At 74.1% G+C, this 22,556-nt stretch carries 30 protein-coding genes and 4 pseudogenes; 14 read left to right on the forward strand and 20 right to left on the reverse strand.

Going from position 1 to position 22,556, the window contains the following annotated elements; genetic code table 11:
* The first annotated feature begins 10 nt into the window (after positions 1-10).
* Positions 11-274, forward strand: coding sequence for an antibiotic biosynthesis monooxygenase (locus P0R35_RS10295; RefSeq protein WP_284012396.1), 264 nt, complete (start codon positions 11-13; stop codon positions 272-274).
* A 249-nt stretch (positions 275-523) separates the two neighbouring features.
* Here the strand turns inward: P0R35_RS10295 and P0R35_RS10300 are convergent, their stop codons facing one another.
* Positions 524-1,261, reverse strand: coding sequence for an SDR family oxidoreductase (locus tag P0R35_RS10300; RefSeq protein WP_284012397.1), 738 nt, complete (start codon positions 1,259-1,261; stop codon positions 524-526).
* Positions 1,262-1,509: 248 nt separating this feature from the next.
* On the opposite strand from P0R35_RS10300, the gene P0R35_RS10305 reads away from it, so the two are divergent.
* The 3 genes from P0R35_RS10305 (at position 1,510) to P0R35_RS10315 (ending at position 3,137) form a co-directional block, all read left to right on the forward strand.
* On the forward strand, positions 1,510-1,809 hold the full coding sequence (locus tag P0R35_RS10305; RefSeq protein WP_284012398.1) for a DUF8028 family protein: 300 nt from the start codon (positions 1,510-1,512) through the stop codon (positions 1,807-1,809).
* A gap of 120 nt (positions 1,810-1,929) precedes the next feature.
* Positions 1,930-2,805 carry a hypothetical protein gene (locus tag P0R35_RS10310; RefSeq protein ID WP_284012399.1) on the forward strand — a complete coding sequence of 292 codons (876 nt, stop codon included), beginning with the start codon at positions 1,930-1,932 and terminating at the stop codon, positions 2,803-2,805.
* Positions 2,751-3,137: a sensor histidine kinase gene (locus P0R35_RS10315; protein WP_284012400.1), complete on the forward strand. Its 387-nt coding sequence runs from the start codon at positions 2,751-2,753 to the stop codon at positions 3,135-3,137. The genes P0R35_RS10310 and P0R35_RS10315 overlap by 55 nt, the downstream gene beginning before the upstream one ends.
* Before the next feature lie 15 nt (positions 3,138-3,152).
* On the opposite strand, the gene P0R35_RS10320 is transcribed toward P0R35_RS10315, so the two are convergent.
* From P0R35_RS10320 to P0R35_RS10365, 10 genes and pseudogenes are all read right to left on the reverse strand, one after another.
* Positions 3,153-3,971, reverse strand: coding sequence for a DUF8116 family protein (locus P0R35_RS10320; RefSeq protein WP_284012401.1), 819 nt, complete (start codon positions 3,969-3,971; stop codon positions 3,153-3,155).
* Between the two features lie 175 nt (positions 3,972-4,146).
* Entirely contained in the window at positions 4,147-4,740 is a 594-nt protein-coding gene (locus P0R35_RS10325) for a DUF8054 family protein (protein ID WP_284012402.1), read from the reverse strand.
* Positions 4,737-5,506 (reverse strand): annotated as a pseudogene (locus P0R35_RS10330) (nucleotide-binding protein). The gene P0R35_RS10325 and the pseudogene P0R35_RS10330 overlap by 4 nt, the downstream one beginning before the upstream one ends.
* 126 nt (positions 5,507-5,632) lie before the next feature.
* Positions 5,633-7,060: a sulfatase gene (locus tag P0R35_RS10335; protein WP_284012403.1), complete on the reverse strand. Its 1,428-nt coding sequence runs from the start codon at positions 7,058-7,060 to the stop codon at positions 5,633-5,635.
* Between the two features lie 99 nt (positions 7,061-7,159).
* Positions 7,160-7,369 carry an HVO_0649 family zinc finger protein gene (locus P0R35_RS10340; protein ID WP_284012404.1) on the reverse strand — a complete coding sequence of 70 codons (210 nt, stop codon included), beginning with the start codon at positions 7,367-7,369 and terminating at the stop codon, positions 7,160-7,162.
* A gap of 95 nt (positions 7,370-7,464) precedes the next feature.
* On the reverse strand, positions 7,465-7,737 hold the full coding sequence (locus tag P0R35_RS10345; RefSeq protein ID WP_284012405.1) for a DUF3194 domain-containing protein: 273 nt from the start codon (positions 7,735-7,737) through the stop codon (positions 7,465-7,467).
* A gap of 3 nt (positions 7,738-7,740) precedes the next feature.
* A complete protein-coding gene (locus P0R35_RS10350; protein WP_345782747.1) occupies positions 7,741-8,142 on the reverse strand; it encodes a prefoldin subunit beta in 402 nt (133 codons plus the stop codon).
* A gap of 144 nt (positions 8,143-8,286) precedes the next feature.
* A complete protein-coding gene (locus P0R35_RS10355; RefSeq protein ID WP_284012406.1) occupies positions 8,287-8,547 on the reverse strand; it encodes a KEOPS complex subunit Pcc1 in 261 nt (86 codons plus the stop codon).
* A 10-nt stretch (positions 8,548-8,557) separates the two neighbouring features.
* Positions 8,558-8,692 carry a DNA-directed RNA polymerase subunit P gene (locus P0R35_RS10360; protein WP_276237851.1) on the reverse strand — a complete coding sequence of 45 codons (135 nt, stop codon included), beginning with the start codon at positions 8,690-8,692 and terminating at the stop codon, positions 8,558-8,560.
* A 21-nt stretch (positions 8,693-8,713) separates the two neighbouring features.
* Positions 8,714-8,992 (reverse strand): eL43 family ribosomal protein, encoded by a 279-nt coding sequence (locus P0R35_RS10365; RefSeq protein ID WP_284012407.1) that lies wholly within the window; start codon positions 8,990-8,992, stop codon positions 8,714-8,716.
* A 139-nt stretch (positions 8,993-9,131) separates the two neighbouring features.
* Between P0R35_RS10365 and P0R35_RS10370 the strand changes: the two genes are divergently transcribed.
* The gene (locus P0R35_RS10370) at positions 9,132-9,620 is read left to right on the forward strand and encodes a bacterio-opsin activator domain-containing protein (protein ID WP_284012408.1); all 489 of its coding nucleotides are present in this window, start codon (positions 9,132-9,134) and stop codon (positions 9,618-9,620) included.
* A 16-nt stretch (positions 9,621-9,636) separates the two neighbouring features.
* Here the strand turns inward: P0R35_RS10370 and P0R35_RS10375 are convergent, their stop codons facing one another.
* The 4 genes from P0R35_RS10375 to pth2 form a co-directional block, all read right to left on the reverse strand.
* On the reverse strand, positions 9,637-10,407 hold the full coding sequence (locus P0R35_RS10375) for a DUF2103 domain-containing protein (protein WP_284012409.1): 771 nt from the start codon (positions 10,405-10,407) through the stop codon (positions 9,637-9,639).
* 87 nt (positions 10,408-10,494) lie between these two features.
* Entirely contained in the window at positions 10,495-10,686 is a 192-nt protein-coding gene (locus P0R35_RS10380; RefSeq protein WP_284012410.1) for a hypothetical protein, read from the reverse strand.
* A 5-nt stretch (positions 10,687-10,691) separates the two neighbouring features.
* On the reverse strand, positions 10,692-12,053 hold the full coding sequence (gene truD / locus P0R35_RS10385) for a tRNA pseudouridine(13) synthase TruD (RefSeq protein ID WP_284012411.1): 1,362 nt from the start codon (positions 12,051-12,053) through the stop codon (positions 10,692-10,694).
* Positions 12,053-12,397: a peptidyl-tRNA hydrolase Pth2 gene (gene pth2 / locus P0R35_RS10390; RefSeq protein WP_284012412.1), complete on the reverse strand. Its 345-nt coding sequence runs from the start codon at positions 12,395-12,397 to the stop codon at positions 12,053-12,055. The genes truD and pth2 overlap by 1 nt, the downstream gene beginning before the upstream one ends.
* Positions 12,398-12,552: 155 nt before the next feature.
* On the opposite strand from pth2, the gene P0R35_RS10395 reads away from it, so the two are divergent.
* The 5 genes and pseudogenes from P0R35_RS10395 to P0R35_RS10415 form a co-directional block, all read left to right on the forward strand.
* The gene (locus P0R35_RS10395; RefSeq protein WP_284012413.1) at positions 12,553-12,930 is read left to right on the forward strand and encodes a hypothetical protein; all 378 of its coding nucleotides are present in this window, start codon (positions 12,553-12,555) and stop codon (positions 12,928-12,930) included.
* Between the two features lie 58 nt (positions 12,931-12,988).
* Positions 12,989-13,705: a Yip1 family protein gene (locus P0R35_RS10400; RefSeq protein WP_284012414.1), complete on the forward strand. Its 717-nt coding sequence runs from the start codon at positions 12,989-12,991 to the stop codon at positions 13,703-13,705.
* A 79-nt stretch (positions 13,706-13,784) separates the two neighbouring features.
* Positions 13,785-14,414, forward strand: coding sequence for a dCTP deaminase (dcd, locus tag P0R35_RS10405; RefSeq protein WP_284012415.1), 630 nt, complete (start codon positions 13,785-13,787; stop codon positions 14,412-14,414).
* Positions 14,411-15,341, forward strand: a pseudogene (locus P0R35_RS10410) (thiamine-phosphate synthase family protein). The gene dcd and the pseudogene P0R35_RS10410 overlap by 4 nt, the downstream one beginning before the upstream one ends.
* 184 nt (positions 15,342-15,525) lie before the next feature.
* Positions 15,526-16,047: pseudogene (locus tag P0R35_RS10415) on the forward strand (class I SAM-dependent methyltransferase); the annotation flags it as partial.
* Between the two features lie 57 nt (positions 16,048-16,104).
* On the opposite strand, the gene P0R35_RS10420 reads toward P0R35_RS10415, so the two are convergent.
* Complete coding sequence (locus P0R35_RS10420; protein WP_284012416.1) at positions 16,105-16,263, reverse strand: DUF7563 family protein; 159 nt, start codon at positions 16,261-16,263, stop codon at positions 16,105-16,107.
* A 138-nt stretch (positions 16,264-16,401) separates the two neighbouring features.
* On the opposite strand from P0R35_RS10420, the gene P0R35_RS10425 reads away from it, so the two are divergent.
* The 3 genes from P0R35_RS10425 to P0R35_RS10435 all read left to right on the forward strand — a co-directional run bounded on the left by P0R35_RS10425 (position 16,402) and on the right by P0R35_RS10435 (position 19,079).
* The gene (locus P0R35_RS10425) at positions 16,402-17,535 is read left to right on the forward strand and encodes a glutathione S-transferase family protein (RefSeq protein WP_284012417.1); all 1,134 of its coding nucleotides are present in this window, start codon (positions 16,402-16,404) and stop codon (positions 17,533-17,535) included.
* 158 nt (positions 17,536-17,693) lie between these two features.
* Positions 17,694-17,918: an SHOCT domain-containing protein gene (locus P0R35_RS10430; RefSeq protein WP_284012418.1), complete on the forward strand. Its 225-nt coding sequence runs from the start codon at positions 17,694-17,696 to the stop codon at positions 17,916-17,918.
* Positions 17,919-17,957: 39 nt separating this feature from the next.
* Positions 17,958-19,079, forward strand: a complete 1,122-nt coding sequence (locus P0R35_RS10435; protein ID WP_284012419.1) for a molybdopterin-dependent oxidoreductase — start codon at positions 17,958-17,960, stop codon at positions 19,077-19,079.
* On the opposite strand, the gene P0R35_RS10440 is transcribed toward P0R35_RS10435, so the two are convergent.
* The 3 genes and pseudogenes from P0R35_RS10440 to P0R35_RS10450 form a co-directional block, all read right to left on the reverse strand.
* A complete protein-coding gene (locus P0R35_RS10440; protein ID WP_284012420.1) occupies positions 19,080-19,604 on the reverse strand; it encodes an NUDIX domain-containing protein in 525 nt (174 codons plus the stop codon).
* A 107-nt stretch (positions 19,605-19,711) separates the two neighbouring features.
* Entirely contained in the window at positions 19,712-20,542 is an 831-nt protein-coding gene (locus P0R35_RS10445) for a 4-phosphopantoate--beta-alanine ligase (RefSeq protein WP_284012421.1), read from the reverse strand.
* A 60-nt stretch (positions 20,543-20,602) separates the two neighbouring features.
* Positions 20,603-21,489, reverse strand: a pseudogene (locus P0R35_RS10450) (pantoate kinase).
* A 95-nt stretch (positions 21,490-21,584) separates the two neighbouring features.
* On the opposite strand from P0R35_RS10450, the gene P0R35_RS10455 reads away from it, so the two are divergent.
* Complete coding sequence (locus P0R35_RS10455; protein ID WP_284012422.1) at positions 21,585-22,136, forward strand: cupin domain-containing protein; 552 nt, start codon at positions 21,585-21,587, stop codon at positions 22,134-22,136.
* Positions 22,137-22,139: 3 nt separating this feature from the next.
* Here P0R35_RS10455 and P0R35_RS10460 read toward each other — a convergent pair whose 3' ends face one another.
* The gene (locus tag P0R35_RS10460; protein WP_284012423.1) at positions 22,140-22,484 is read right to left on the reverse strand and encodes a TfoX/Sxy family protein; all 345 of its coding nucleotides are present in this window, start codon (positions 22,482-22,484) and stop codon (positions 22,140-22,142) included.
* Between the last annotated feature and the right edge of the window lie 72 nt (positions 22,485-22,556).

Raw genomic sequence — 22,556 nt, forward strand, 5'->3', positions numbered from 1 at the left:
TGAACACCACGTGACGACGATCCTGATCGACCACCGCGTCGAATCGTCCGACGGCTGGAAGCCCTCCGTCGACGACCACGCGGCCGTCCGCGCCGAACACGGCTCCGAGGGGTACCGGCTGTTCCGGGACACCGACGACCCGAACCGGGTCGTCGTCCCGTTCGAGTGGGCCGACGCCGAGCGCGCCCGCGCGTCCGTCGGTTTGACCGGTCACGCGGCGTCCCGTACGGCGGGCCCGACGGCCGCGGCGACCGTCAGGCGGCCCGCGGCGTGAACCGCTCCTCGACCACGGCTCGACCGTCGGGTCCGCCTCGAGCGCGTCGAGACACGCGCGACAGACCGCGCGGTTGCGGAACGACCGCGGCGGGGAGGCGTCGCTGACGCGTGCGACCGCCTCGCCGCCGGTGCAGGCTCGCCAGATGGAACACTCCCGTCTCATACCGTGCCTATTGGTAGCACGACACGATAAGTAGTGCCCCGCTATCGACGGCGCCGTCGCGACGGGGCCGCCGGCGCGTCCGGGCTACCAGCCGGCGAACTTGTCGCGCCGGTAGAGGTCGAGTTCGCTCACGGTGTCGGTGCCCTCCTGCGAGAGACAGAAGCGGATCCCGTCGGCGATCGCCGTCGGTTCGGTGACGTCGTCGGGGTCGAACCGCTCCTCGAACGACTCGCCCTGCTCGGACGCGAACTCCGTGCGCACCTCGGTGGGGTTGACGACGCTGACGGCGACGCCGTCCGCGCCGACGCGGCCCTCGAGGCTGTGGGCGAAGCCGCGCACCCACCACTTCGTCGCCGCGTACACCGGATTGCCCGGGCGGGGGTACTCGCCCGCGAAACTGGCGACGAACACGACCGTCCCGGACGACTCGCGCAGGTGGGGGAGCGCCGCCCGCGCCGTGTAGAACGCGCCGTCGACGTTGACGCCCGTCATCGCGCGGTAGTCCTCGTCCGACATCGACTCGACGTCGCCCGCGAGGCCGACCCCCGCGTTGACGACGACGCCGTCGAGGCCGCCGAGCGCGTCGACCGCGTCCGCGACGAAGCCGTCGACGGCGTCGCTGTCGGTCACGTCGACCGGGACGGGTTCGGCCGTCACGCCGTGTTCGTCGCGGAGTTCCTCCGCCAACTCGGCCAGTCGGTCCGCCCGACGGGCGCCCAGCGCGAGGTCGACCCCCGCCGCCGCGAGCGCCCGCGCGGTCGCCGCCCCGATACCCGAACTCGCGCCCGTGATCGCCACCGCATCGCCCTCGATGTCGCGCATGGCCGCCGACTCAGGCGCCCGGGCGAAAGCGGTTTCGCCGCCGACGAACCGACACGACGCGTGCGTCGAAACGAAACGAGAGACGATTATAAACGTTCTACCCTTCTCTCGAAGCGTCGTGAACGGTGGCGTCGCCGCCGGATCGGGACCGAAAACGGTCGTGAACGGGGCGTGAAACGGCCGAACTGCCGGCAACGGTGTTCCCCTTATACGGTGTCGGCGTTCCGTGTACGAACCACGCCCGACCCATGTCCACCACCGACCGAACACCCTCCGTCCCCACCCCGCCCGCACCCGACGCCGTCGTCCCGGACCGCCTCCGGTCGCGCGTCGCCGCCGTCGCGGCCGACGCCGTCGGCGTGACCGCCCGCGCCGGCCGTGCGCTCGCGTTCTGGGCCGCCGCCCTCCTCCCGCTGACGTACCTCCCCATCCTCGCGACCGGCGTCGCGAGCCGGCCCCTCCTGTTCGTCGGCCTGCTGGCCACCCACGTCGCGGCGTTGGTCCTCGGCCGCGACCACGCGAACGACGACCCCGTGACCGCCGACTGATCCCGCCGAACCCCGCCGAACCCCGTCGGGCGGTCCGTTCCCGTCCTCACGAACCGGTCACTTCGCCGAAACGTCAGACACTCTTATCCGATTGACCCGCGGGGCTGTACGGGAACGCACATGAGAGGCACGACTACGGGGGAGCGGATCGCGGCGGCGCTGGGCCTCCGACCGATCGACGGACACGACGGGCGGGTCGGACGGCCGGGCGTCCGCCTCGCGGCGGCCGGCTTCGTCGCGCTGACCGGGGCGGTGTTGGCGGTGCCGAACGCCGCGGGCTTCGCGGGCGCCGCCGACCCGGTTCGGAGCGGGCTGGCGGTCGTGGGGACCGCCGTCTCGCTGGCGTTGGTTGCGATCGGCGTCTTGCTGTACCGCAGCCGCTTCGGCGACCGGAACCTCGTCCGCGTCGCCGGCTGGAACCTGCTCGGGCTCGTCGTGCTGGGCGCCGTCGTGAGCCTCCACGTCGTCGCGTCGGGCCTCACCGCGGCGCCGGGAACGGGAACGTTTCTCGTGGGGAACCTGCTCGCCGTCGGGGCGGCGGCCCACGTGATCATCGGCTTCTACGACGCCCAGCGGGTCCGCGCCGGCCGCCTCGCGAGCGAACGCCGGAAGCTGGCGGTGCTCGCGCGGGTGTTGCGACACAACCTCCGCAACGACGCGACGGTCATCCGCGGCCACGCCGCCCGCGCCGCCGACCGGCTCGACGCCCCCGCCGGCGCGACCGACGGCGGGGTCGACGCCGCCTCGACGGGCGGTGAGGGCCCGAACGAGCCGTCGTCGGGGCCGTCCGCAGCCGCGGTCGACGACGCGCGCGAGTCCTCTCGGTCGTCGTCGGGCGGGCGGACCGACTCGGCGGCTACGCCGACGCGACCGGCCGGATCCTCCGGTCGTACGACAGCCCGGTCGGCCGGGGCGAGTCGGTCGACCTCGCGGCGGCGGCCGTGGCGGTCGTCGACGCCACCGCCGACCGGTTCCCCGACGCCGACCTGCGCGTGACGGCCCCCGAGCGCGCCCCCGTCCGGGGCGACTCGCGCGTCGAACGCGCGCTCGAGGAGCTCGTCGAGAACGCCTGCGAACACGCCGGCGACCGCCCGCGTGTCGAGGTGACCGTCACGGCCGGCCCGCGGGAGACGACCGTCGTCGTCGCCGACGACGGCGACGGCATCCCCGCCGACGAGCGCGCGACCGTCTTCGACGACGCCGCCATCACGCAGACCACCCACGGCACCGGCGTCGGGCTGTGGACGGTCCGGGCGGCCGTCGACTCCTGCGGCGGCACCGTCGGGGCGGAGGGGTCGAGCGTCCGCGTGACGCTGCCGACCGCCTGACCACCGGCGTCGCCGTCAGCGGTCGCGTCGCTCCAGCCGTCGTCGCTCGCGCCGCAGTATCCCCTCCCAGACGCCGAACAGCGTCGAGCGCAGCCGGTAGCTCGTGTCGACGTCGCGGACCCACTCGTCGTCGGCGAACAGGAGTCGCTGGAACCGCCGTACCTCCGGCGACAGCGCCGCCCGGCGCCCGGTGTAGTACGCCGCCGACTCGGCCACGGTCCGATCCACTAGGTCGCTCGGGACCGCGACGCCGCCCGCCCGGGCGACGTCCGCGAACCACTCCGTGTGGAGGACGGCGTCCGCGAGGCGGAACGAGCGCTCGAACGCCGCCCACCCGCCCGCGTCGCGCACCCCAGCCACCGCCTCCTCGCCGACGTGGAGGTCGGACGGGAGCGAGTAGGCCGGGCCGGTCGGCGGGACGCCGTCCGGGGCGACGCCGGACGGCCGGTCGTCCTCCGCCGGCGCCGCGACGGCGCGCTCCACAAACGGCTCGGCGACGCGCCGGAGCCGCCGCGTCGCCAGCGCGACCGGGCCGGCGAGTCCGAGCCGGTACCACCGCGGGGTGTACGCGAGGAACGGGGCGCCGAACTCCGCGTCGCCGAGGAACGTCGCCGCGACCACCCGGGCGACGCCGGGGTCGAGGTCCGTGACCCCGTCCCGGAGCGCCGCGGTCGTCGGCGCCGGCGCCGCGAGCGGGTCCGCGCCGTCGGCGTTCGCGCCCGTCCGGTCGAACCCCATCCCGTCGGCGACGCGGTCGGTGTACGCCGCGCCCGCCCGGAACCACTCGGCGAAGTCGGCGACGTCGCGGGCGGCCACCAGTCGAAGGACCGTCACGGGCGGGAGAACGAGCGGCGACACCGTAGGTGCCCCGGTCGCGGCGGCGGGACGGACGGCGGTCAGGTCCCGTCGGTCGCCCCGGCGGCGCCGCCCGCGTCGGCCACCGCGGTCGCCCTGCGGAGGTGCGCGGACGCCGGGACGTACTCCCGACGGGTGGAGCCCGTGGCCGGCCTCACTCGCCGAGCTGGTCGGTCAGCCCCCACTCGGCCGCGCGGGCCTCCGCCTCCGCGCGGGCGTCCGCGCGAACGGCCTCGACGCGGTCCTCGTCGGCGAGGAACGCCGCCAGCGCGTCGTGATCGCCGGCGGCCTCCCGCCGGTCGTCGGGGGCGACGGCGCGGGTCCGTTCGACCAACGCGTCCGCGTCGGCGAGGTCGCGCGCGGGGCCGGCCGGCGCGACCCGGAACGGGGCCGTCGCGTCCGTCGCCGGGTCGTGGAGCGTCGCGAGCGCGTCGGCGGGGAGGCGGTAGCTCTCGACGCGGACCGGCGCGGTGCCCGCCAGCGCCGCCAGCGCCGCCGGACCGTCGGCGTCGTCGCCGCCGTCGTACGCGAGGACGGGGACGCCGTCGGCGAGGGTGATCACCGCCTCCGCGTCGTCGCCGCCCAACAGCGTCTCCCCGGGTTCGACCCGGAGGTAGCCGGTGAGTTCGTCGTCGAGGGCGGCCGCCAGCGGCGTCTCGAAGTCGGTGGCGACGCGGGCGCGCACCAGGTCGCCGCGGGGGAGCCGACCGACCGTCGGCGGGGTCGGCGCCGGCCGCTCGCCGCTCATGGCCGCTCGGGGACGACGGCGCTGCGGAAGCGGTCGGCGACGTCGTCGGCGGCCTTCGGCCGGGGTCGATGCCCGCGGCGACCGCCCGGAAGGCGGCCGCCGCGTCGCTGTCCGGGGCGTGGGCCAGCAGCGGCTCGCCGGCGTCGCGCGCCGCCCGGGCGGCGTCGCTGTCGGGGACGGAGCCGAGCATCGGCCCCTCGAAGTAGCGGTCGGCCCGCTCCTCGACGCGGCCGAGGTCGCCCCGGACCCTGTTGAACACCGCGCCCGCGACGCCCGTGCCGTAGGAGGTGGCGTACTCCTGCACCTTGAGCGCGTCCGACAGCGCCGGGATCGTCGGCTGGGTGACGACGACGACCCGGTCGGCGAGCACGATCGGCAGTACGGCCGACTTCGAGGCGAGCGTCGCCGGCGAGTCCAACAGGAGGACGTCCGTGTCGGCCGCGAGGTCGGCGACGACCTCCCGGAGCCGGGCGGGGTCCGAGCGCTCGAACGCCGCGAGGCTGGTGCCGCACGGCACCACCCGCATCCCGTGGCGCTCGTAGGTGGCGTCGGCGACGTCGACCGCGGCCGACTCCGGGTCGAGCAGGTCCTGCAGCGTGACGGGGGCGTCCGCAAGGCCGGCGTGGAACAGGAGGTTCGCCATCCCGGTGTCGGCGTCGACGACGGTGACGTCGTGGTCCGCGGCCAGCGCCATGCCGAGCGCGAGCGTCGTGGTGGTCTTGCCGGTTCCCCCCTTGCCGCTCGCGACCGCGAACGCCTCGACCATACCGGCTGTGACGCGGGTTCGCACTAATACGTTCGGGTCGTGGAGCGTGAAATCTACTCGCCGTCGCGGGCCGGCGGCGGCCGAGCGCGACCGTCGGCTCCCGGGGCGGCGACGGGGGCGGCGCCCTCAGCGGTAGCCGAGCGCCTCGAGGCGTCGTTCGATCTCCGCGGGCGCGTCGCCGCCCCCGTCGCCGGCGGCGTCGTCGGTCCCCGCGTCGTGGAGCAGGGCGAGCCGGTCGTCGACGGTCCGTTCGAGCGCGGCGAGCGTCGACTCCGGCACCGCGTCCCGGTCGACGGGGTCGTGTTCGCCCGGGTCGGCGTCGCGGTCGTACACCTCGACGTCGCCGTCGGGGCCGCGGACGTACGTCCAGCGGGCGGTGCGCGCGGCCGCGAACGGCGTGCCGTCGCCGAGCCGTCGAGGGATCGGCTGGCTGGTCACCGACTCGCCGCGCAGGGCGAGCGACGACACCGGAGCGCGGTCGGGAGCGACCCCGTCGACGACGGTCGGGAGGAGGCTCTCGCCGGCGAAAGCCGCGGGCGGCGTCACGCCGAGCGCGTCGCAGACGGTCGGCGGCACGTCGCGCAGGGGGACGGCCGCCTCCTCCGTGCGCGCCGGCGCGCCGGGGTGGTCGACGACGAACGGGACGCGCACGAGTTCGTCGTACAGCTTCGGGTAGTGCGCGAGGTGGCCGTGTTCGAGGAACTCCTCGCCGTGGTCGCCCGCGAGCACGACCGTCGTCTCCTCGCGGACGCCGGCGTCGACGAGCGCGCCGAGCACGCGCTCGATCGACTCGTCGATCTGCCGGACGGAGGCGTCGTACAGCGCACGCAGCGTACGCAGCGTCTCCCCGTCGACCTCCCTGCCCAGCCCCGCACGGAGGTGGCCCAGCAGCGTCTGGAGCGAGCCGACCTCGCCGTCGGTCACCGCGCGGACGTGCCGGGGGGCGGGGACGTACGGGGTGTGGGCGTCCATGTAGTGGAGCCACAGGAAGAACGGCCGGTCGTCGGCGCCGAAGCGGTCGATCGCGTCGAGCCCCCGCCGCTCCAGCGCGTGGAGGTGGGAGGTGTCGACGGCGTGGCGTCGCTCGCGGCCGCGGAGCTTCGCGCTCGCGCTGCTCACCGGCCACCCGAGGTACTGCACCCAGCCGTTGACCGTCGGGTGGGTCGCGAGGAACCGCCCGACGGGGGTGCGCGCGCCGTCGAGGAACGACTCGAACTCGTCGAAGCCGCGGTCGTAGCCGTAGTACTCAGCGAGGAAGCCGTTGCCCGCGTTGACGCCGGCGGTGCGGACGCCCGCCGCCGACAGCGTCTCCGCGAGCGTCGGGTCGGTCGCCGGGCCGGGCGTCGAGGCGTCCGCGAACACCGGCCGAGCGCCCAGCAGGTCGGGGAAGGAGAACGGCGTCCAGTTGCCGCCCGCGACGGCGGCGTCGAAGGTCGTCCCGCGCCGCGCCAGCTCGCGCAGCGTCGGCGTGTGGGGACCGAGCGCGTCCGCGCGCAGCGAGTCGACGGTGATCAGGAGGACGCCGCGGGACCGGGCCTCGCCTGCGGAAGTCACGCCCGTAGTAGGGGTGAACTGGCAGTAAGCGTTACTATGAGCCGACGGGAGCCCTCCCGAACGGCGCGCGACCCGGCCCCGCGTCCGCCGTTCCCGCGATCACTCCTCGCCGTCGAACCGGATGGTCCGCCTGTCGATGGCCCCGCAGCGCGGGCAGACGTGCCGGTAGACCAGCCGCCGCTCGCGGTATCGCGTCTGCCAGCGCCCGCCCTCGTCGGTGAGCCCGCACTTCACACACGTCGGTTCCGCCCGGAGTCGCTCGCGGTACACGTCGAGCGCGGTCGTCCCGCTCGTGCGCTTTAGTGCCATGTGGTACCACACGTCACGCAGCGGCTTGGGCGTTGATACCAGATGACCTCGCGGACGCGAGAAGCGGCCGACGGCCGGTCGGGGCGGCGAGCGCCTCACTCGCCGTCGTCGGCGGCCGCGAACAGGTCGTCGACGGCGTCGCGGGCCGCCCGGGCGGCCTCGTCGGCCACCCGTTCGGCGTCCACGTCGGAGTCGGCCGGCGGATTGACGTACACGTCGACGTCGAGGACGCCGTCCTCGAACGTGACGGTCACGTCGAAGTCACGCAGTTGCGACTGTCTGTACCGGTCGAGCACGAGCCCCTCGGCCGCGTCGGAGGCGGTTTCGACGACCGCCTCGTCGGTCGGCTCGGGACGGTCCGCGCTCACGGCTTACGCGCCGCCGGCACCGGGGCCGCCGGGGCCCATGCCCGCCGGGCCGCCGCCCGCGCCGCCCTGCAGCATCTGCTGGAGCTCCTCCTGGAGGTCCTCGAACTGCTGCTGGACCTTCTCCTCCTGGGAGTCGAAGCGCTCGGCGCGCAGCTCCAGGGTGTCGACCTTCTCCTCGAGCTCGTCGTAGGCGGTGTCGTAGTCCGTCTCGACGAGGATCTCGCCGACCTCGCGGTACATCGTCGAGTCCTCGTCGATGTCCTCGAGCGCCTCCAGCGCGGCCTTCGCCTCGGTGAGCGAGGTCTGCGTGGACTGCTTCTGGTCGGCGAGCTGCTGGGCCTGCTCCTGCAGGTCCTGTAGTTCCTCGATCTTCTCCTGGGCTTCCGGCGGCAGACTACCCTGCATACACGGGCAGTTGGGCTTCGGGGTGAAAAGCCCGGTCATTGGAGTCGGAACGCGACCGACGGATCCCGACGGACCGGCGGGACGGTCACGGCGGCGGTCGGCTCACGAGAGGGGGTGAGACGGTACCGGCCGTGGGACGACCGCCTACGCCTCGGCGACCGCCGCAACGGTCTCGGCCGTCTCGACCAGCCGGGTCCACGTGTTCACGCCCGCGCGCAGCGCGACGAGGTCGCGCGCCCGGACGACGACCTCGACGGTCGCGCCGCTGCGGGTCGCGTCGGCCGTCGACCGGTCGTCGTCGATCCCGCCGACCTCGACGTGGATCGCGTCGTGGACGACGCGGGCGCGCCGCTCGGAGGCGTAGGGAAACGAGAGCACCGCGCGGTGGTCGTACGGGTCGGCCACGTCGCCCGTCTCAGACGACGTCGACTTCCTTCACGTCGGGCGCGCGCTCCTTGAGGAGGACGCGGTGCCCGCAGTAGGGACAGCGCACGCCGCCGTACTCGTCGAGTTCGACGTCGCGCTTACATCGGGAACACTTGTAGCTCATCTGTGGTAGGGGCGGGGGTGGTTACTCGTCGGCGCTCTCGTCTTCCAGCGCCGCGCGGATGCTGCGGCGCACGGAGCGACCGCCGGGCGTCTCGGGCCGGTAGGCGCCGCCGGTGAACGTCTCGCCGGTCTCCTCGTTGACCCAGACGCCGGTGCCGATCCGCTTCACCGAGTCGCCGTCGACCGTCGCGTTCTCCATCTCCGATTCGATGTCCGAGACCCGCTTGCGGGCGACGCGGCCGTATCGCGCGCCGAACCGGCCGGCGCTCCCGACCTTCCGCGCCTTCTTCTGTTCAGCCATATGCGAGTCGCTTCGCCGTTCGGCGTCAAAAACCCCGCGAATCTCCCGCGAGCCCGGGACCCGGTCGCACGACGCGTGCAACGGTGGCACAGCTTTATGAGCGTGGGTGGACGGTACTGCGCTAGGAGACAGCCACGGAATGCTCATCGCCGAATTCCACCTATCCACGCCGGTCCTTCGCGACGCGCTCGCGGCCGCCCCCGAGGTCACCGCCGACCTCGAGCGGACCATCGAGGGCGAGACCACGCGCATCGAGTTCTTCGCCCGGGGCGACGACCTGACGCGCTTCGAGGACGCCATCGGCGACGACGAGTCGGTGGCGGACGTCCGCGTCCTCGGCGAGGGACCCGACTTCCGGTTCTACCGCGCGACGCTGGCGGCGCCGGCAACGCACCGAACCACCTACCACGCCTTCGAGCAGACCGGCGCCCACCCGGTGTCGGCCAGCGGCGACCACACGGGGTGGAACTTCCGCGTCCAGTTCCCCGACCGCGAGGCGCTCGCGGGCTACCGCGACAGCTGTCGCGAGCGCAACGTCTCGTTCACCCTCCACGCGCTGTACGAACGCGCCGACCCGCGGGCCGAGGCCGACGAACACGGGCTCGCCGGCGACCACGGCGCCGTCTGAGACGGACCGTCGCTTCCTACCGCCCGCCGCCCTCGCCGAACCCGGCCTCCTCCAGCACCTCGTTCAGGTCGTCCCGGACGCGCTCGCCCGTCTCCCGGTCGCCCGCGGTCGTGACGACGCGGTTCTCCTGCACGCTCGACCCGTCGCGCAGCAGCAGTCGGACGTTGCCGTGTTCGTCCGCCCGCGTCACCTTGGCGCGCAGGCCCGTCCGCGAGCCGGAGCCGCCGGCGTCGATGGGGCCGGGGATCACCTTCTTGACGTGCGGGTGCTCCGCCGCGGCGAGGATCGCCTTCATCCCCGTGCGCTCGCCGATGAGCGTGGAGTGCGAGCCGCCGAGCTTCGCCTCCGCCGGTGCGTCGACCACCTCCAACGCCGGCTCGCCGCGCCGCGCCAGCACCGCCCCCACGGGGTCGTCGTCGGGGACGCGGTAGAACTCGTAGTGGAGCTGGGCGCGCGCCTCCCGCAGCGGCTCGCGCTCGCCGGCGGCGTACACCGTCTCCGGGCGCTTGCGGCGCACCTCGTCGGCGACCCGGCCGGCGAAGTTCCGCAGTTGGACGGGGGCGGTCTGCTCGCCGTCGTCCGGAACCGTCGTGACCGTCGTCTCCCCGAGCACGAGCGACGCGGGGTCGAAGTCGTCCGGCGGGTGCTCGGGCTCGAAGCCGAGCATCGTGAGCGTCGCGCGGTCGGTGTCGAAGTCGACGACGACGCTCTCGCAGTTGGCGGTGTCACAGGAGAGGCAGTAGTCCCCGGGCTTGCGGAGGGGCGATCCACACCGCCGACAGTTCATGGTCGTGGCACGGGCGGTGCGTGGATAAGCGCGTCCGTTTCGGTCCTCCGCCCCGCAGTCGGCTCCGTCGTCCGTGTCGGCGCTCTCCTACGCCGGCTCGTGGGCGGCCCACGAGACGGCGTATCCGATGAGCACGCCGACGGCGATGAGGACCCACTCCTCGGAGAGGATCGACGACGGGCCGGTGACCCCGAACAAGGAGAGGTAGTTGATCGCCACGAAGAACACGAGGCCGGTCAGTAGCGCGGCAGCCAGCCCCGACGCGTGTCTGAGACCCATGAGACTCAGAGCCGCTCCGGATCACACTGCAGGTACTCGCGCAACAGCGCCGTCGCGTACGACCCAGAGGGGAGCGCGAACTCGAACACGGGGTCGCCCTCGGCGTCGGAGACGGTCAACTCGGTCGGCACCGCGACCGCGCGGCGGGTGCCCCGCGAGCGGAACTCACCCGGCAACTCGAAGTCGTCCGGGTCGACGTCCAGTTCGGTCAGGATCTCCCCCTCGATCTCGCCGGGTTCGCCGTCGCCCAACTCGGTGTCGGTGCCGACGAGCGGCGCGGTGACGAACGCGCGGCCGCGCTCGCAGTGGCGCGCCAGCGTGTCGACGCGCCCGCCGGTCGCGCGCTGGAGGCGGTCCATGTCGGGCTTCGGGAACGCCACGTCGCGCTCGACGAACGCCACCACGTCGCCCTCGACGGGGCGCGTGAACGGGAGGCCGCGCCGCAGGCGTTCGGAGAGCACGCGGTTGAACACGTACGACTGCGCGGCGTTGACGAACAGCCGCTGGAGGTTCGAGGGGACGGCTTCCAGCGCCTCGCGCCAGTCGGCCCCCTCGTCGAGCCGGTGGAGCATCGAGCGCTCGTAGCGGAGGCGGCCCGGCATCGCGTCGAGCGCGGCCGTCCAGTCCGGCGCGTCGCTGTCGGCTTCGTCCTCGACGACCTCGCGGGCGCGCTGGGAGTCCTCGGGCTCGGCCTCGTGGGGGTTGCCACAGTACGCGAGGACGGCGCCGCGCCAGTCGCCGCGGACGGCCGCGAGGCCGACTTCGTGGGTGACCGGCCGACGGCTCCCGAAGCGCTGGTGGCCGAACCAGTTGGGCACCGCGACCTCGACCGACTCGGTCGTGTCGGCGGCGGGATCGACCTCGTCCGGGTCCGGGCCCGCCGCGAACGCCCGGAGGTCCCGTGTGATCGGCGCGGGGTCGCCGTCGGTCTCGCGCACCCGGATCTCGAACTCGTTGCCCGCGAGGTCGCCGAAGGAGAGGTCGCGGCCCACCCGCCCCAGCACCTCGACGTCGGCGCCGTCGAGGTCGGGGATCTCGTCGGGGTCGGCGTCGCGGACGGTGAACAGTTGGGTCGTGACGGCGTGTTTGTCCTTCGTGCCGGCCCACGAGACGCGCTCGCGGCTCGCGCCCATCGCGTTCGACAGCGCGCTCGCGAAGTCGTTGGTGTCCCAGCCGCGGAGGGTGGCGCGCACGAGGAGGAACGGGTACGAGCCCGCGTGGGCGTCGACCGGCTCGGGGTCCATCCGCTCGCGCTCGCGCACCCGGAAGTCCTCGGGGGCGACGCGGAGGCGGCCGCCGATGCCGTCGGCGTCGCTGACGTAGTAGTCGACGCCCGTGGCGCGCTCGCGGGGGTGGGCCTCCCGCATCAGTACAGCGAGAGGTCGCCCGTCACCTTGTCGACGATGGACTCCTCGCCGGGGCCGATCGCCAGCGCCGTCACCGTCCCCGGGTCGAGTTGGGTGTGCCCGGCGTCGCGGATCACCGCGTTCGGCAGCCCCTCGCGGCGGGCCTTGTCCGCCAACTCGAACAGCTGCGACTCGCCGGCCCCCTTCAGGACGACCTTCTTCTGCCCCTCGCCCTTCCACGCCGTCCGCGTCTTCGCGTCGGTGTCCTCGTACGCCGACAGCGACGCGTGGGCGACCTGCGCGGCCAGCTTCCCCGTCCCCATCCCCAGGTCCGTGCGGACGACGATGGCCTGCTTCGTGCTCATACCTCGCCTGCGGGGAGCGCAACCGAAAGGGTGTCGCACCGGCGGTAGGCGGTGCCATCCCGCCCCAGTCGCTCGGTTCCGGCCGTCGATCCGGGCGTGTGCAACTGTCGCACAGGCGGCGCTTAGTAATGCTCCGGAACGGCGTACTGTGTTCCATGGTGACATACAGCAACTTTACCGGCGGGGCACACGGCGACCCACGTACCTTCGCCGACCACGGCGTGGCGGACGCCCGCCTGCTGTACCGCGCGGTCGAGCGGGGGCTGGACGCGCCGGCGGGGACGACGGTCCGCGTGGGCGCGCTCCCGCTGGGCATCGTCGCCGCCGCCTACCGGGAGGCGTTCCGGTCGGTCGGCGAGGCGGTTCCCGACGACGTGGAGGCGGCACTGGGCGACGCGGTCGCGTGTACCGCCGAGGAGTTCGACGGGCGGTCGGCCCGGGTCGGCGAGGAGTTGCTGCCGGCGTTCTACGGCCACTTCGTCGGGTTCCACGCCGCGTACCACGGGGCGAGCCAGCCCGTCGTCGTGAGCTGACCGGGGCACGGCACCCGCGACGGGAAGCTATTTGTCCGGCGGCCGACACCGCCCGCCGATGTCGCGTCCCCGCACGCCCCTCCTCCGCCCGCACCGCTACTTCGAGGCCCACGACGGCTCGCCCCCGGTCGCCCACGCGCTGGCGGCGGTCGCCGTCGTGACGCTCGTCACCGCCGGCGCCGTCGCCGTCTTCCTCGGCGAGTTCGCGGCCGCGCTCGACGTCACCGTCACCGTCGACAACCCCGCCTACCCCGGCGACCCGTTCTGCGAGAACTCGGCGTTCGAGACGACGCCCACCGGCTGCGACGAGCCCGCGACCGTGGAGCGCGAGGTGGGCGCGCTCGTCGCCGCGGAGTACGGCTGGCTCCCGGGCGCCGCGTTCCTCGTCGTCCCCCTGTTCTGGCTCCTCCACGGGGCGGCCCTCCACGTCGGGAGCGCGCTCGCGGGCGGCGAGGGCGCGTTCGGCGACACGCTCGTCGTCGCCGGCTGGGGGCTGGTGCCCGGCCTCGTGCGGGTCGTCGGCGTCGGGGCGCTGCTCGTGCACCGGCTCCGGACGACACCGCTGCCCGACACGCCCGACGGCGCGGCCGACGCGCTGGCCGCGGCGTTCGCCGGTCTCGACGCCGTCGGCCTGCTCGCCGCCGGCGTCGTCGCGATCTGGGCGGGCGCCGTCCGGCTGTACGGCCTGGCGGCGGCGCGCGACCTCTCGACCGGCGAGGCCGCCGCGGTCGTCGGCGTGCTCACGGTGCTCGGCTTGCTCGCCGAACTGCTGTGACCCACGGCACCCGGGGCGATCCGGTCGGCGGGCGCGGCGGTGAGGAACCTTCTTGCCGCCGGCCGCCGCGGCTCCGATCATGATACTGGCGGACACGGACATCCTCGCCCGGCTCGCGGAGGGCGACCTCGTCATCGACCCGCTCGACGACGTGGACACGCAGGTCCAGCCGGCGAGCGTCGACCTCCGGCTCGGCTCGGAGTTCCTGGAGTTCCGACGCACGAACATCCCCTGCATCCACCCGAACGACGCCCGCGAGGTCGACGAGTACGTCGAGGAGACGCACGTCCCCGAGGGCGACGACTTCATCCTCCACCCCGGGGATTTCGTCCTCGGGACGACCAAAGAGACCGTCGCCATCCCCGACGACATCGTCGCCCACGTCGAGGGGCGCTCGTCGCTGGGGCGGCTCGCGGTCGTCGTCCACGCGACCGCCGGGCTGTGCGACCCCGGCTACGAGGGGCAGATCACGCTCGAACTCTCCAACCTCGGCAACGCGCCCGTCGCGCTGTCGCCGGGGATGCGCGTCTCACAGCTCACGTTCACGGAGCTGAAGTCGCCCGCCGACCGCCCGTACGGCGCCGAGCGCGGCTCGAAGTACCAGGGGCAGACCGGCCCGCAGGCGTCGCGCATCGGCGACGACCCCGAGTTCGCGCCCGGGAGCGACGGGGCCGCGACCACGGACGCGGACGACGGGGCCGGCTCGTGAAGTTCGTCGAGGAGGTCGTCGTCGACGAGTTCCTCCCGACGGTGCGGGCGATGCTCGCCGAGGAACTGCGCGGCCGCGACCTCACCCAGCGCGAGGTGGCCGACGCGCTCGGCATCAGCCAGTCGGCGGTGTCGAAGTACGCCCACGGCGAGGTGGCGACGAACGACCGCGTCGCCGCCGACGAGCGCGTCCGCGAGACGGTCGCGCGCGTCGCCGAGGGCTCGCCGCCGGCGACATGAGCCGCGTCGCCGCGCTCGTCGAGGTGGAGGTGTTGATCCGCCGGCTGGAGGCGGGCGACCTGCTCGCGGAGCTCCACGAGGCGGCGATGCCCGAGCTCCGGGGCGCGGAGTACGACTTCGCCGTCCACGACCCCGACAGCGGCCTGCGCGAGCGCGAGCGCACGCTCGCGTCGCTCCGGCGGGGGCTGCGCACCCTGACCGCCGCGTCCGGGTTCGCGCGGCTCATCCCCCACGTCGGCTCGAACCTCGTCGAGTGCGTCCCCGACGCCGTCGACATCGAGGACGTCGCCGCGGTCCCCGGTCGGATCTTCGACGTGAAGGGCACCGCGCGCGTCCCGAGCGACCCCGAGTTCGGCGTGAGCGAGCACGTCGCCGGCGTCCTCCTGTCGGCGCGGGCGGCCGGCCTCGGCGTCCGGGGCGCGGTGAACGTCCGCTACGACCCGGATCTGGTGGCCGCGCTCGCCGACGCCGGCCACCCGACCGTCGAGTTCAGCCCCGCGAGTACGGCGAGACCGACCCCGGCGCGAGCGACGACCCCGTGGCGACGGCGCTGGCCGACGCCGGCGTCGACGCGGCCGCCGAGACGGTCGTCGTCTACCAGACCGGCGGCGTCGGCGTCGAGCCCGTCGTGTACGTGCTCGGCCCGGACGCGCCGACGGTCGCCCGGGTCGTCCGCGACCGCCTGTGACCGTGTCGCCCCCTCGCCCCCGGCGGTGCCGGCGCTCGCGGCGATGTCCGCGCCGGAGTTCTACACCCGCGTCGCCCGGCTGTACGACGCGCTCGCGCGCCGGGGGCCGGGCGTCGACACGCTCCGCCGGACGCTCGCGGACGCGCTCGCCCCCGCGCCCGGCGCGACGGTCGTCGAGTTCGGCTGCGGCACCGCCGCGAACCGCCCGTACCTCGAGGAGCGGGTCGGCCCCGACGGCTCGTACGTCGGCGTCGACTTCGCGCCGGGTGTACTCCGCGTCGCCCGCGAGCGCGGGCTCGCTCGCGGGGCGGCGGGACACCTCGTGCGCGGCGACGCGACGCGGCCGCCGTTGCGTGCCGACGCCGTCGACGCCTGCTGTGGCGCGTTCGTCGCGGGGATGCTCGCGGAGCCGGCGGCGGCCGTCCGCGAGTGGGCCGCCCTCGTCGGCTCCGGCGGCCGGATCGGACTGCTCGACCTCGCGCGGACGAGCCGCCGGGGCTGGCGGGCGCTGAACCCGGCGTTCCGGCTGTTCGTGCGCGCCGGGTCGCCCCCGGGGACCGCGGGGGCGCTCGACCGCTCGCCCGCGGCGGTGCAAGACGAGCGGGTCGCCGCGGCCCACCGTGCGCTCCGGGCGGTGTGTACCGACGTCGACTACCGGACGGTCCTCGGCGGGTTCGGGCGGGTCAGCGCCGGGACCGTCGAGTGACCGGCGCGCGGGGCCGCACCGCTCCCGTCGGGGACCGTGACGGGTCGCGTCGGCGCGCTATCCGCGGTTCGCGCGGGCCCTCCGCACGTCCGCGCCGTCGCGGACGAGGTCGTCGCAGTTGGGACACACGCGCGGCCCCGCCGTCGCGTCCGGCGCGAACACCCGGGCGTACCGCTCCGTCACCATCGACTCGCAGTTCTGGCACTTCCGTCCCATGGGCCGGCTTCGACACACCCCCACATAGTTTCTTTGCCGACTCGTTTCGATAAATGAATCATCTACCGATCGGACGGATGTGCGGCGGCTTCCGCCGCCCCACGGCTTTACCCGCTCGCGACCGTCGGGATCGGTACGATGAGCGACGCGACGAACATGCTCGTGGACGGGGAGTGGCGCACGGGCGTCCGACGCGACACGGGCGACTCCGGCGAGTTCGAGCGGACCGAGACCAGCTTCCGGAACTGGATCGACGGGTCGGTCCCGGAGCCGGGCGCGGAGCCGGTCGACAACCCCGAGTTCCCGGCCGAGCAGGACCGCTACCACGTGTACATCTGCCGCGCGTGTCCGTGGGCCCACCGCGTCGCGATGACGCGCGCGCTGAAGGGGCTCGACGGCATCTCGCTGTCGCTGACGCGGCCCGAACGCTACGACGAGGGGTGGGAGTTCTCCGACAGCGAGCCGGACCCGCTGTACGGCGCCGACTACCTCCGCGAGATCTACACGAAGGCGGACGACGACTACACCGGGCGGGTGACGGTACCCGTCCTCTGGGACGAAGAGGCCGAGACCATCGTCAACAACGAGAGCGAGGAGATCATGCGGATGCTCGACACCGCCTTCGAGGGCAACGGCGTCGACCTGTGGCCCGAGGGCTCCCGTCGGGAGGTGGACGACCTGATCGACGACGTCTACCCGCGCATCAACAACGGCGTCTACCGCGCCGGCTTCGCGAGCACACAGGCGGCGTACGACGAGGCCGTCGACGAACTGTTCGACGCGCTCGACGAGTACGACGACCTACTCGCCGACCGGCGCTACCTCGCGGGCGACCGGCTCACCGAGGCCGACGTGGCGATGTTCGCGACGCTGGTCCGCTTCGACCACGTGTACCACACCCACTTCCGGTGCAACCGGCGGGGCATCCACGAGTACGACAACCTCTGGGCGTACACGAAGGACCTCTACCAGACGCCCGGGATCGCCGACACCGTCAACGTGGACCACATCACGCGCCACTACTACAAGTCCCACGAGAGCCTCAACCCCAAGCGGCTCGTGCCGACCGGCCCCGACATCGACTTCGCCGAGGCGCACGACCGCGACGAGCTGCCGGGCGGCCCCCCCCCGAACAGCTCGCGCCCGACGCGACGGCGGACTGACCCGCCACCGAGTCGGCCCGCCACGTCCTCGCGGAACTCCCACTCCCGGTCGCGGGCGGTCCGCGTGTCCACGGTTCTCCGCGCCCGGGAACCGGCACAAGCCCGATAGTCTTGGGTAGCGTATGCACAACCAGAGGTGAACGCGATGGAAACGGCGACGCGGATACTCGGTGCGCTCGCACAGGTCGGCCCCCACGGACCGATGGGGCCGCACGGGCCGGGCGGCGGGTGGCCCGGCGGCGGGTGGATGGGCGGCGGGCTGTTCCCGTGGCTCGGGCCGTTGGGGGCCTGATCACGACGCTGCTCGTCCTCGCGCTGCTCGGCGCGGTCGTCTACGGCGCCGTGGTCCTCGCCCGGGGCGACGGTGCCGTCGACGGCCCGGAGCGGCGCCGGGACGACGACGCGCTCGCGGTGCTCGACCGCCGGTACGCCCGCGGCGAGCTCGACGACGAGGAGTACGAGCGCCGCCGCCAGCGACTGACCGGGAACTGACGCCGCGGAACTATACGCCTCGCCGCCCTCCGTTCCGGCGTGGCGAAGCGATCCGACCGCGGGGCGTCGACCCGCCTCCGGGCCGCCGCCGGCCGCACGCTGCGGCGCGTCGAGCCGCCGGCCCGCGTCGTCGACTGGGCCATCGCCGCGTGCGTCGCCCTCGAAGTCGCCTCGGGGCTGTACTCGTTCACGCAGGGGCGCCCGAGCGGCGCGTGGGTGTTCTGGCTCCACTCGACGGTCGGGCTGACGCTGGCGGCGCTCGTCGGCTTCAAACTGTACCGCGTCCGCCGCCGTGTGACCGCGCGGGCGGCGTGGGACCGGTTCACCCCGGTCTCCGTCCTGCAGGCGGTCGTCACGCTCGCGGCGCTGGCGACGGGCGTGTTCTGGGTGCTCGGCGGCAACGTCCCGATCCTCGCGTGGACCACGCTGAACCTCCACGTCGGTCTCGGCCTCCTGCTCGTCCCGTTGGTCCTGTGGCACCTCCGCGGGCGCTACCACTCGCCGCGGGCGCTAGACCCCGACCGCCGGACGGCGCTGAAGGTCGGCGCGCTGCTGCTCGCGGGGACGGTCGCGTGGCGCGCGACCGAGACGGCCGACCGCGCGCTCGGCGGCGCGACCCGGCGGTTCACCGGATCGAAGCCGACGGGCGACCTGTACGACACCGCGACGGAGGGCGGGGGGTTCCCCGTCACCTCGTGGGTCGCCGACGACCCCGACCCGGTCGACCGCGACGCGTGGACGCTCTCGGTGCGGGGGCTCGTCGACGAGGAACTGGCCCTCGGCTACGACGAGGTCGGCGCCGACCGGACGCTGGAGGCGACGCTCGACTGCACCTCCGGGTGGTACACGGTGCAGGAGTGGGGCGGCGTCCGGGTGGGCGACCTGCTGGACGCCGCCGGCGCGAGCGACGACGCGCGCTACGTCCGGTTCACGTCGGTGACGGGGTACCGCTGGTCGCTCCCGGTCGAGGAGGCGCGCGACGCCCTGCTGGCGACGCACGTCCGCGGGTCGCGCCTCTCACACGGCCACGGCGCGCCGGCCCGGCTGGTCGCGCCCGGTCGCCGCGGCTTCCAGTGGGTGAAGTGGGTCGAGTCGGTGGAGGTGCGCGAGCGCGGCGACCCGATGCAGTGGCTCGTGACGCTGGTGTCGGGGTTCGACTGATCAGGCGTCGCCGGTGCCGTCGGTGTGGTCGTCGGCGACGGCCGCGACGTCGGCGTCGGGCGAACTGACGACGTGCGTGTGCCCCTCGCTCGCGAGCGCGTCCCCGATGCCCGCGGGGAAGAAGGGCGCGTCGGCGTCGCGCAGGTCCGCGAGCGTCCGCCAGTACGCCTCGTACTCGATCCGGTCGCCCTCGTCGCCGTCGACGCCGTGGAAGCGGTCGCGGTCGTACAGCGACACGTCCGCGAACGTCGCCTCGCGGACGACGGCGAACTCGTGGTGCGACTCGCCGCCGAACGCGAACAGGTTTTCGACGGTGCAGACTACGGAGCCGGGGTCGACGGCGACGCCGAGTTCCTCGTCGAACTCGCGTTCGAGCGCCGCGTCACTCGGTTCTCCGTGTTCGATGCCGCCGCCGACGAACCGGTGGAAGTGGGTGTCGTCGGTGCCGGCGAGCCGCTGGACGAGGTACTCGTCGGTGTCGGGACGGCGCACCGCGCCGAGGACGACGCCGCGGATGTCGGGCATGGATCCGTGTCGCGTTCGCAGCGAGGGGTAGCAGTTGCGGTTCCTCGGCGAACGCCGACGGCGTCGACCACGACCCGCCGAGGGGCGGGAACGCTCCTCGTCGTGCCTCAGTCCAAGTCGCCGTTCCGGATCGCCCGCTCCGCCTCTTCCAGCGCGGCCTCGCGGTCGAAGGAGTCGACGACGTCGCGCAGTTCCGCCTCGCTCGCGTCGGCCAGCTCCTCGGCGTGGCGGGTGACGTTCGGCACCGCCCGGAGGATGTTGTCGACGATGGGCACCGCCGCGACCTGCGCCGACCGGCTCATCGGGTTCAGGTCGATCACGATCTCGGTTTTCCCCATCGCGCCCAACGCCTCCGCGCGGTCGCCGTCCTCCAGCGGGACGACGACCACGTCCGCGTCGCCGATGCCGTCGGCGTCGACCTTCGCGCGCTCGTGGCTGAGGCCGGGAATCCGCCCGTCGGCTTTCAGCCCCTTCACCTCGCCGGCGCCGTGCTCGCGGAGGTGGTCGGCGATCGCCCGCATGCGCTCGTCCGTGCGGTTGAACAGGTTCACCTCGATGTCCGCGCCCGTCGCCGCCGCCAGTTCGACGATCTCGCCGGGCACCAGCGCCGCGACGTTGCCGTTCACCGAGAGCACGGGGTGGTCGGCCAACAGGAGGTGGGCGGCGGCAGCGCGCGCGGCGGCGTCGGCGCTCGGGAGCGTCGCCTCGCCGAGCAGGTAGTCGAACGCCTCGCCGCGCCCCTCGGCGATGAGGCCCTGCTTCGAGGTGATGCCGATGTCCACGCCGTGTTCGATCCGGTGGCGGGTGAGCAGCGACTGGTAGCGCGGATGGTCCTCCGGGATCTCGGACTCGTGGTCCACTTCGCTCGGCGCGTCCGTGGCGGTCGACGCGTCGCCGGCGGGGTCGCCCGCGTCGGCGGCGTCGGCGTCGTCGGTCATACCCCGTCATCGTCGTCGCTGTGCGAAAAGCGCATCCACTCGCGACCGACGCCTCGGGGGCTACTCGTCGACTCGCAGCGTCGCCCCAGTCGGGTGGACCGCGCAGGCGTCGGCGTCGTAGCCGGCGTCCGACAGCCCCGTCCCGAGCGCGTACACCGTCCGCCCGAGCATCGCCATCGACGCCTGTTCGCCCTCGGCCTCGACCGCCGCGACCGCCTCGGCGACCTCCGGCACGAGCAGGCCGGCCTCGCCCGCGAACTCCCGTCCCGCGGCGAGCAGTTCGCGCTCGTCGGGCGCACGCATCAGGCGCGTGAGCGCCGCCTCGCCGGCCTCCCGCACCGGGTCGAGCTCGCCGCCGAGCACCCGCTCGGTGGACAGCTCGCCGAAGGAGACGTACTCGACGCGCGGCCTCGCCGGCACGCCGTCCATCCGGCCGTACCCCGGCGCGCCGGGCTCCAAGCGGACCGGGAGGCCGCCGCGGAACTGCCCGACCACGTCGCCGAGGCCGGTGCCCGCGGCGGCTTCCGCCGCGTGGGCGACGCGCACGAGGTCGTTCTCCGAGCGGCCCAACTCGAACACGTCGTTCGCCGCCAGCGCCGTCGCCAGCGCCGCCGCCCCGGAGACGCCGAAGCCGGCGCCGACGGGCACGTCGCTCGACACCTCGACGTCGGCGACGACGCCCAGCGCCGCGAGCACGCGTCGAACCGGCTCCATCTCCGCCGGCACGCCGTCGAGCCCAGCGCCGCGAGGCCGCCGTCGACCGTCCGATTCGACCCGCTCCCGTCGCCCCGGGTCGGCGGCGCGTCCGCGGGGCGGACCGTCACCTCGACGCCGTCAGCCAGCGCCAGCCCCGCCCCGCGCGAGCCGGCGCGGACGGGGTCGTCGTCGGGGTACGGCGCGAAGAAGGCGGTGACGTGCCCCGGCGCGAACGCGGTCGCCTCGTCCATACTCGCGACACCGGCGGGGCGAGAGTAGGGGTTTCGATCCCGGACGGGCGGCCGCCGACCCGCGGGCTTTTGCCCTCGGCGTCGACCCACCGGGCATGGACCACGTCGTCGTCGACGACCTCGACAACTCGCTGCAGCCCGCCGCGGTGATGCGTCACCTGACGGAGCCGCTCGGCTGTACGGATCTGGCGATCAACTACTACGAACTCGCGCCCGGCGACTCGTTCGCCTTCGCCTACCACAACCACGAGGTCCAAGCGGAGGTGTTCGTCGTCCTCTCGGGGACGGCGACGTGGGTCGTCGGCCCGGAACCGGACGAGGCGCCGTTCGAGGAGGCCGGCGCACCCGACCGGCGCCGCGAGGTCGCGGTCGGGCCGATGGAGGCGATCCGGATCCCGCCGGGGCAGTTCCAGCGCGGGTGGAACCGCGGCGACGAGCGGGTGACGGCGCTGGCGCTGGGCGCGCCGTTGGCGTACGGCGAACAGCTGAAGCGCGACGACTGTCCGTCGTGTGGCGAGGAGGTCGCGGTGTCCATCGAGCGGGCGGGCGACGACGAGTCGGAGCTGATCACCGAGTGTGTCGACTGCGGCGCCGAGGTGGCGCGGTGGCGACGCGGCGACGACGGCGAGAACGAGCGGGTCCGCTGACGGCTACACGGAGCGGGCGGCCTCGTAGCTCGCGCGGAGATAGCGGTCGAGGTCGCAGTCGGTGGCGACCGCCGCGGGGAGCACCGCCCACCGGTCGACGGTGCGCGCCCCCGCCGCGAACGGTTCGACCGCGACCTCCGCGGCGAGGCGCTCGCGGTCGGCGTCCGGGAGCCGCGTGAGGGCGACGCCCTGCGTCGACACCACCGCGAACAGCGTCCCGTCGGCGGTGTAGGAGGGACAGCCGAACATCGTCGTGTGGGCGACGCCCGGCCAGTTCTCGGTCACACGGTCGCACAGCGCCCGGAGGTTCCCGACGGCCTCCTCGTCGTAGTACCCGCTCGGCGTCATGGCGTGTGCTACGCGGGAGCCGAATCTATGTGTATCGGTACCGAAGACCACGGGCAGTCGCGCGTCGGCGCG

The sequence above is a fragment of the Halobaculum litoreum genome, from assembly GCF_030127125.1.
In the GTDB taxonomy this organism is placed as follows: domain Archaea; phylum Halobacteriota; class Halobacteria; order Halobacteriales; family Haloferacaceae; genus Halobaculum; species Halobaculum litoreum.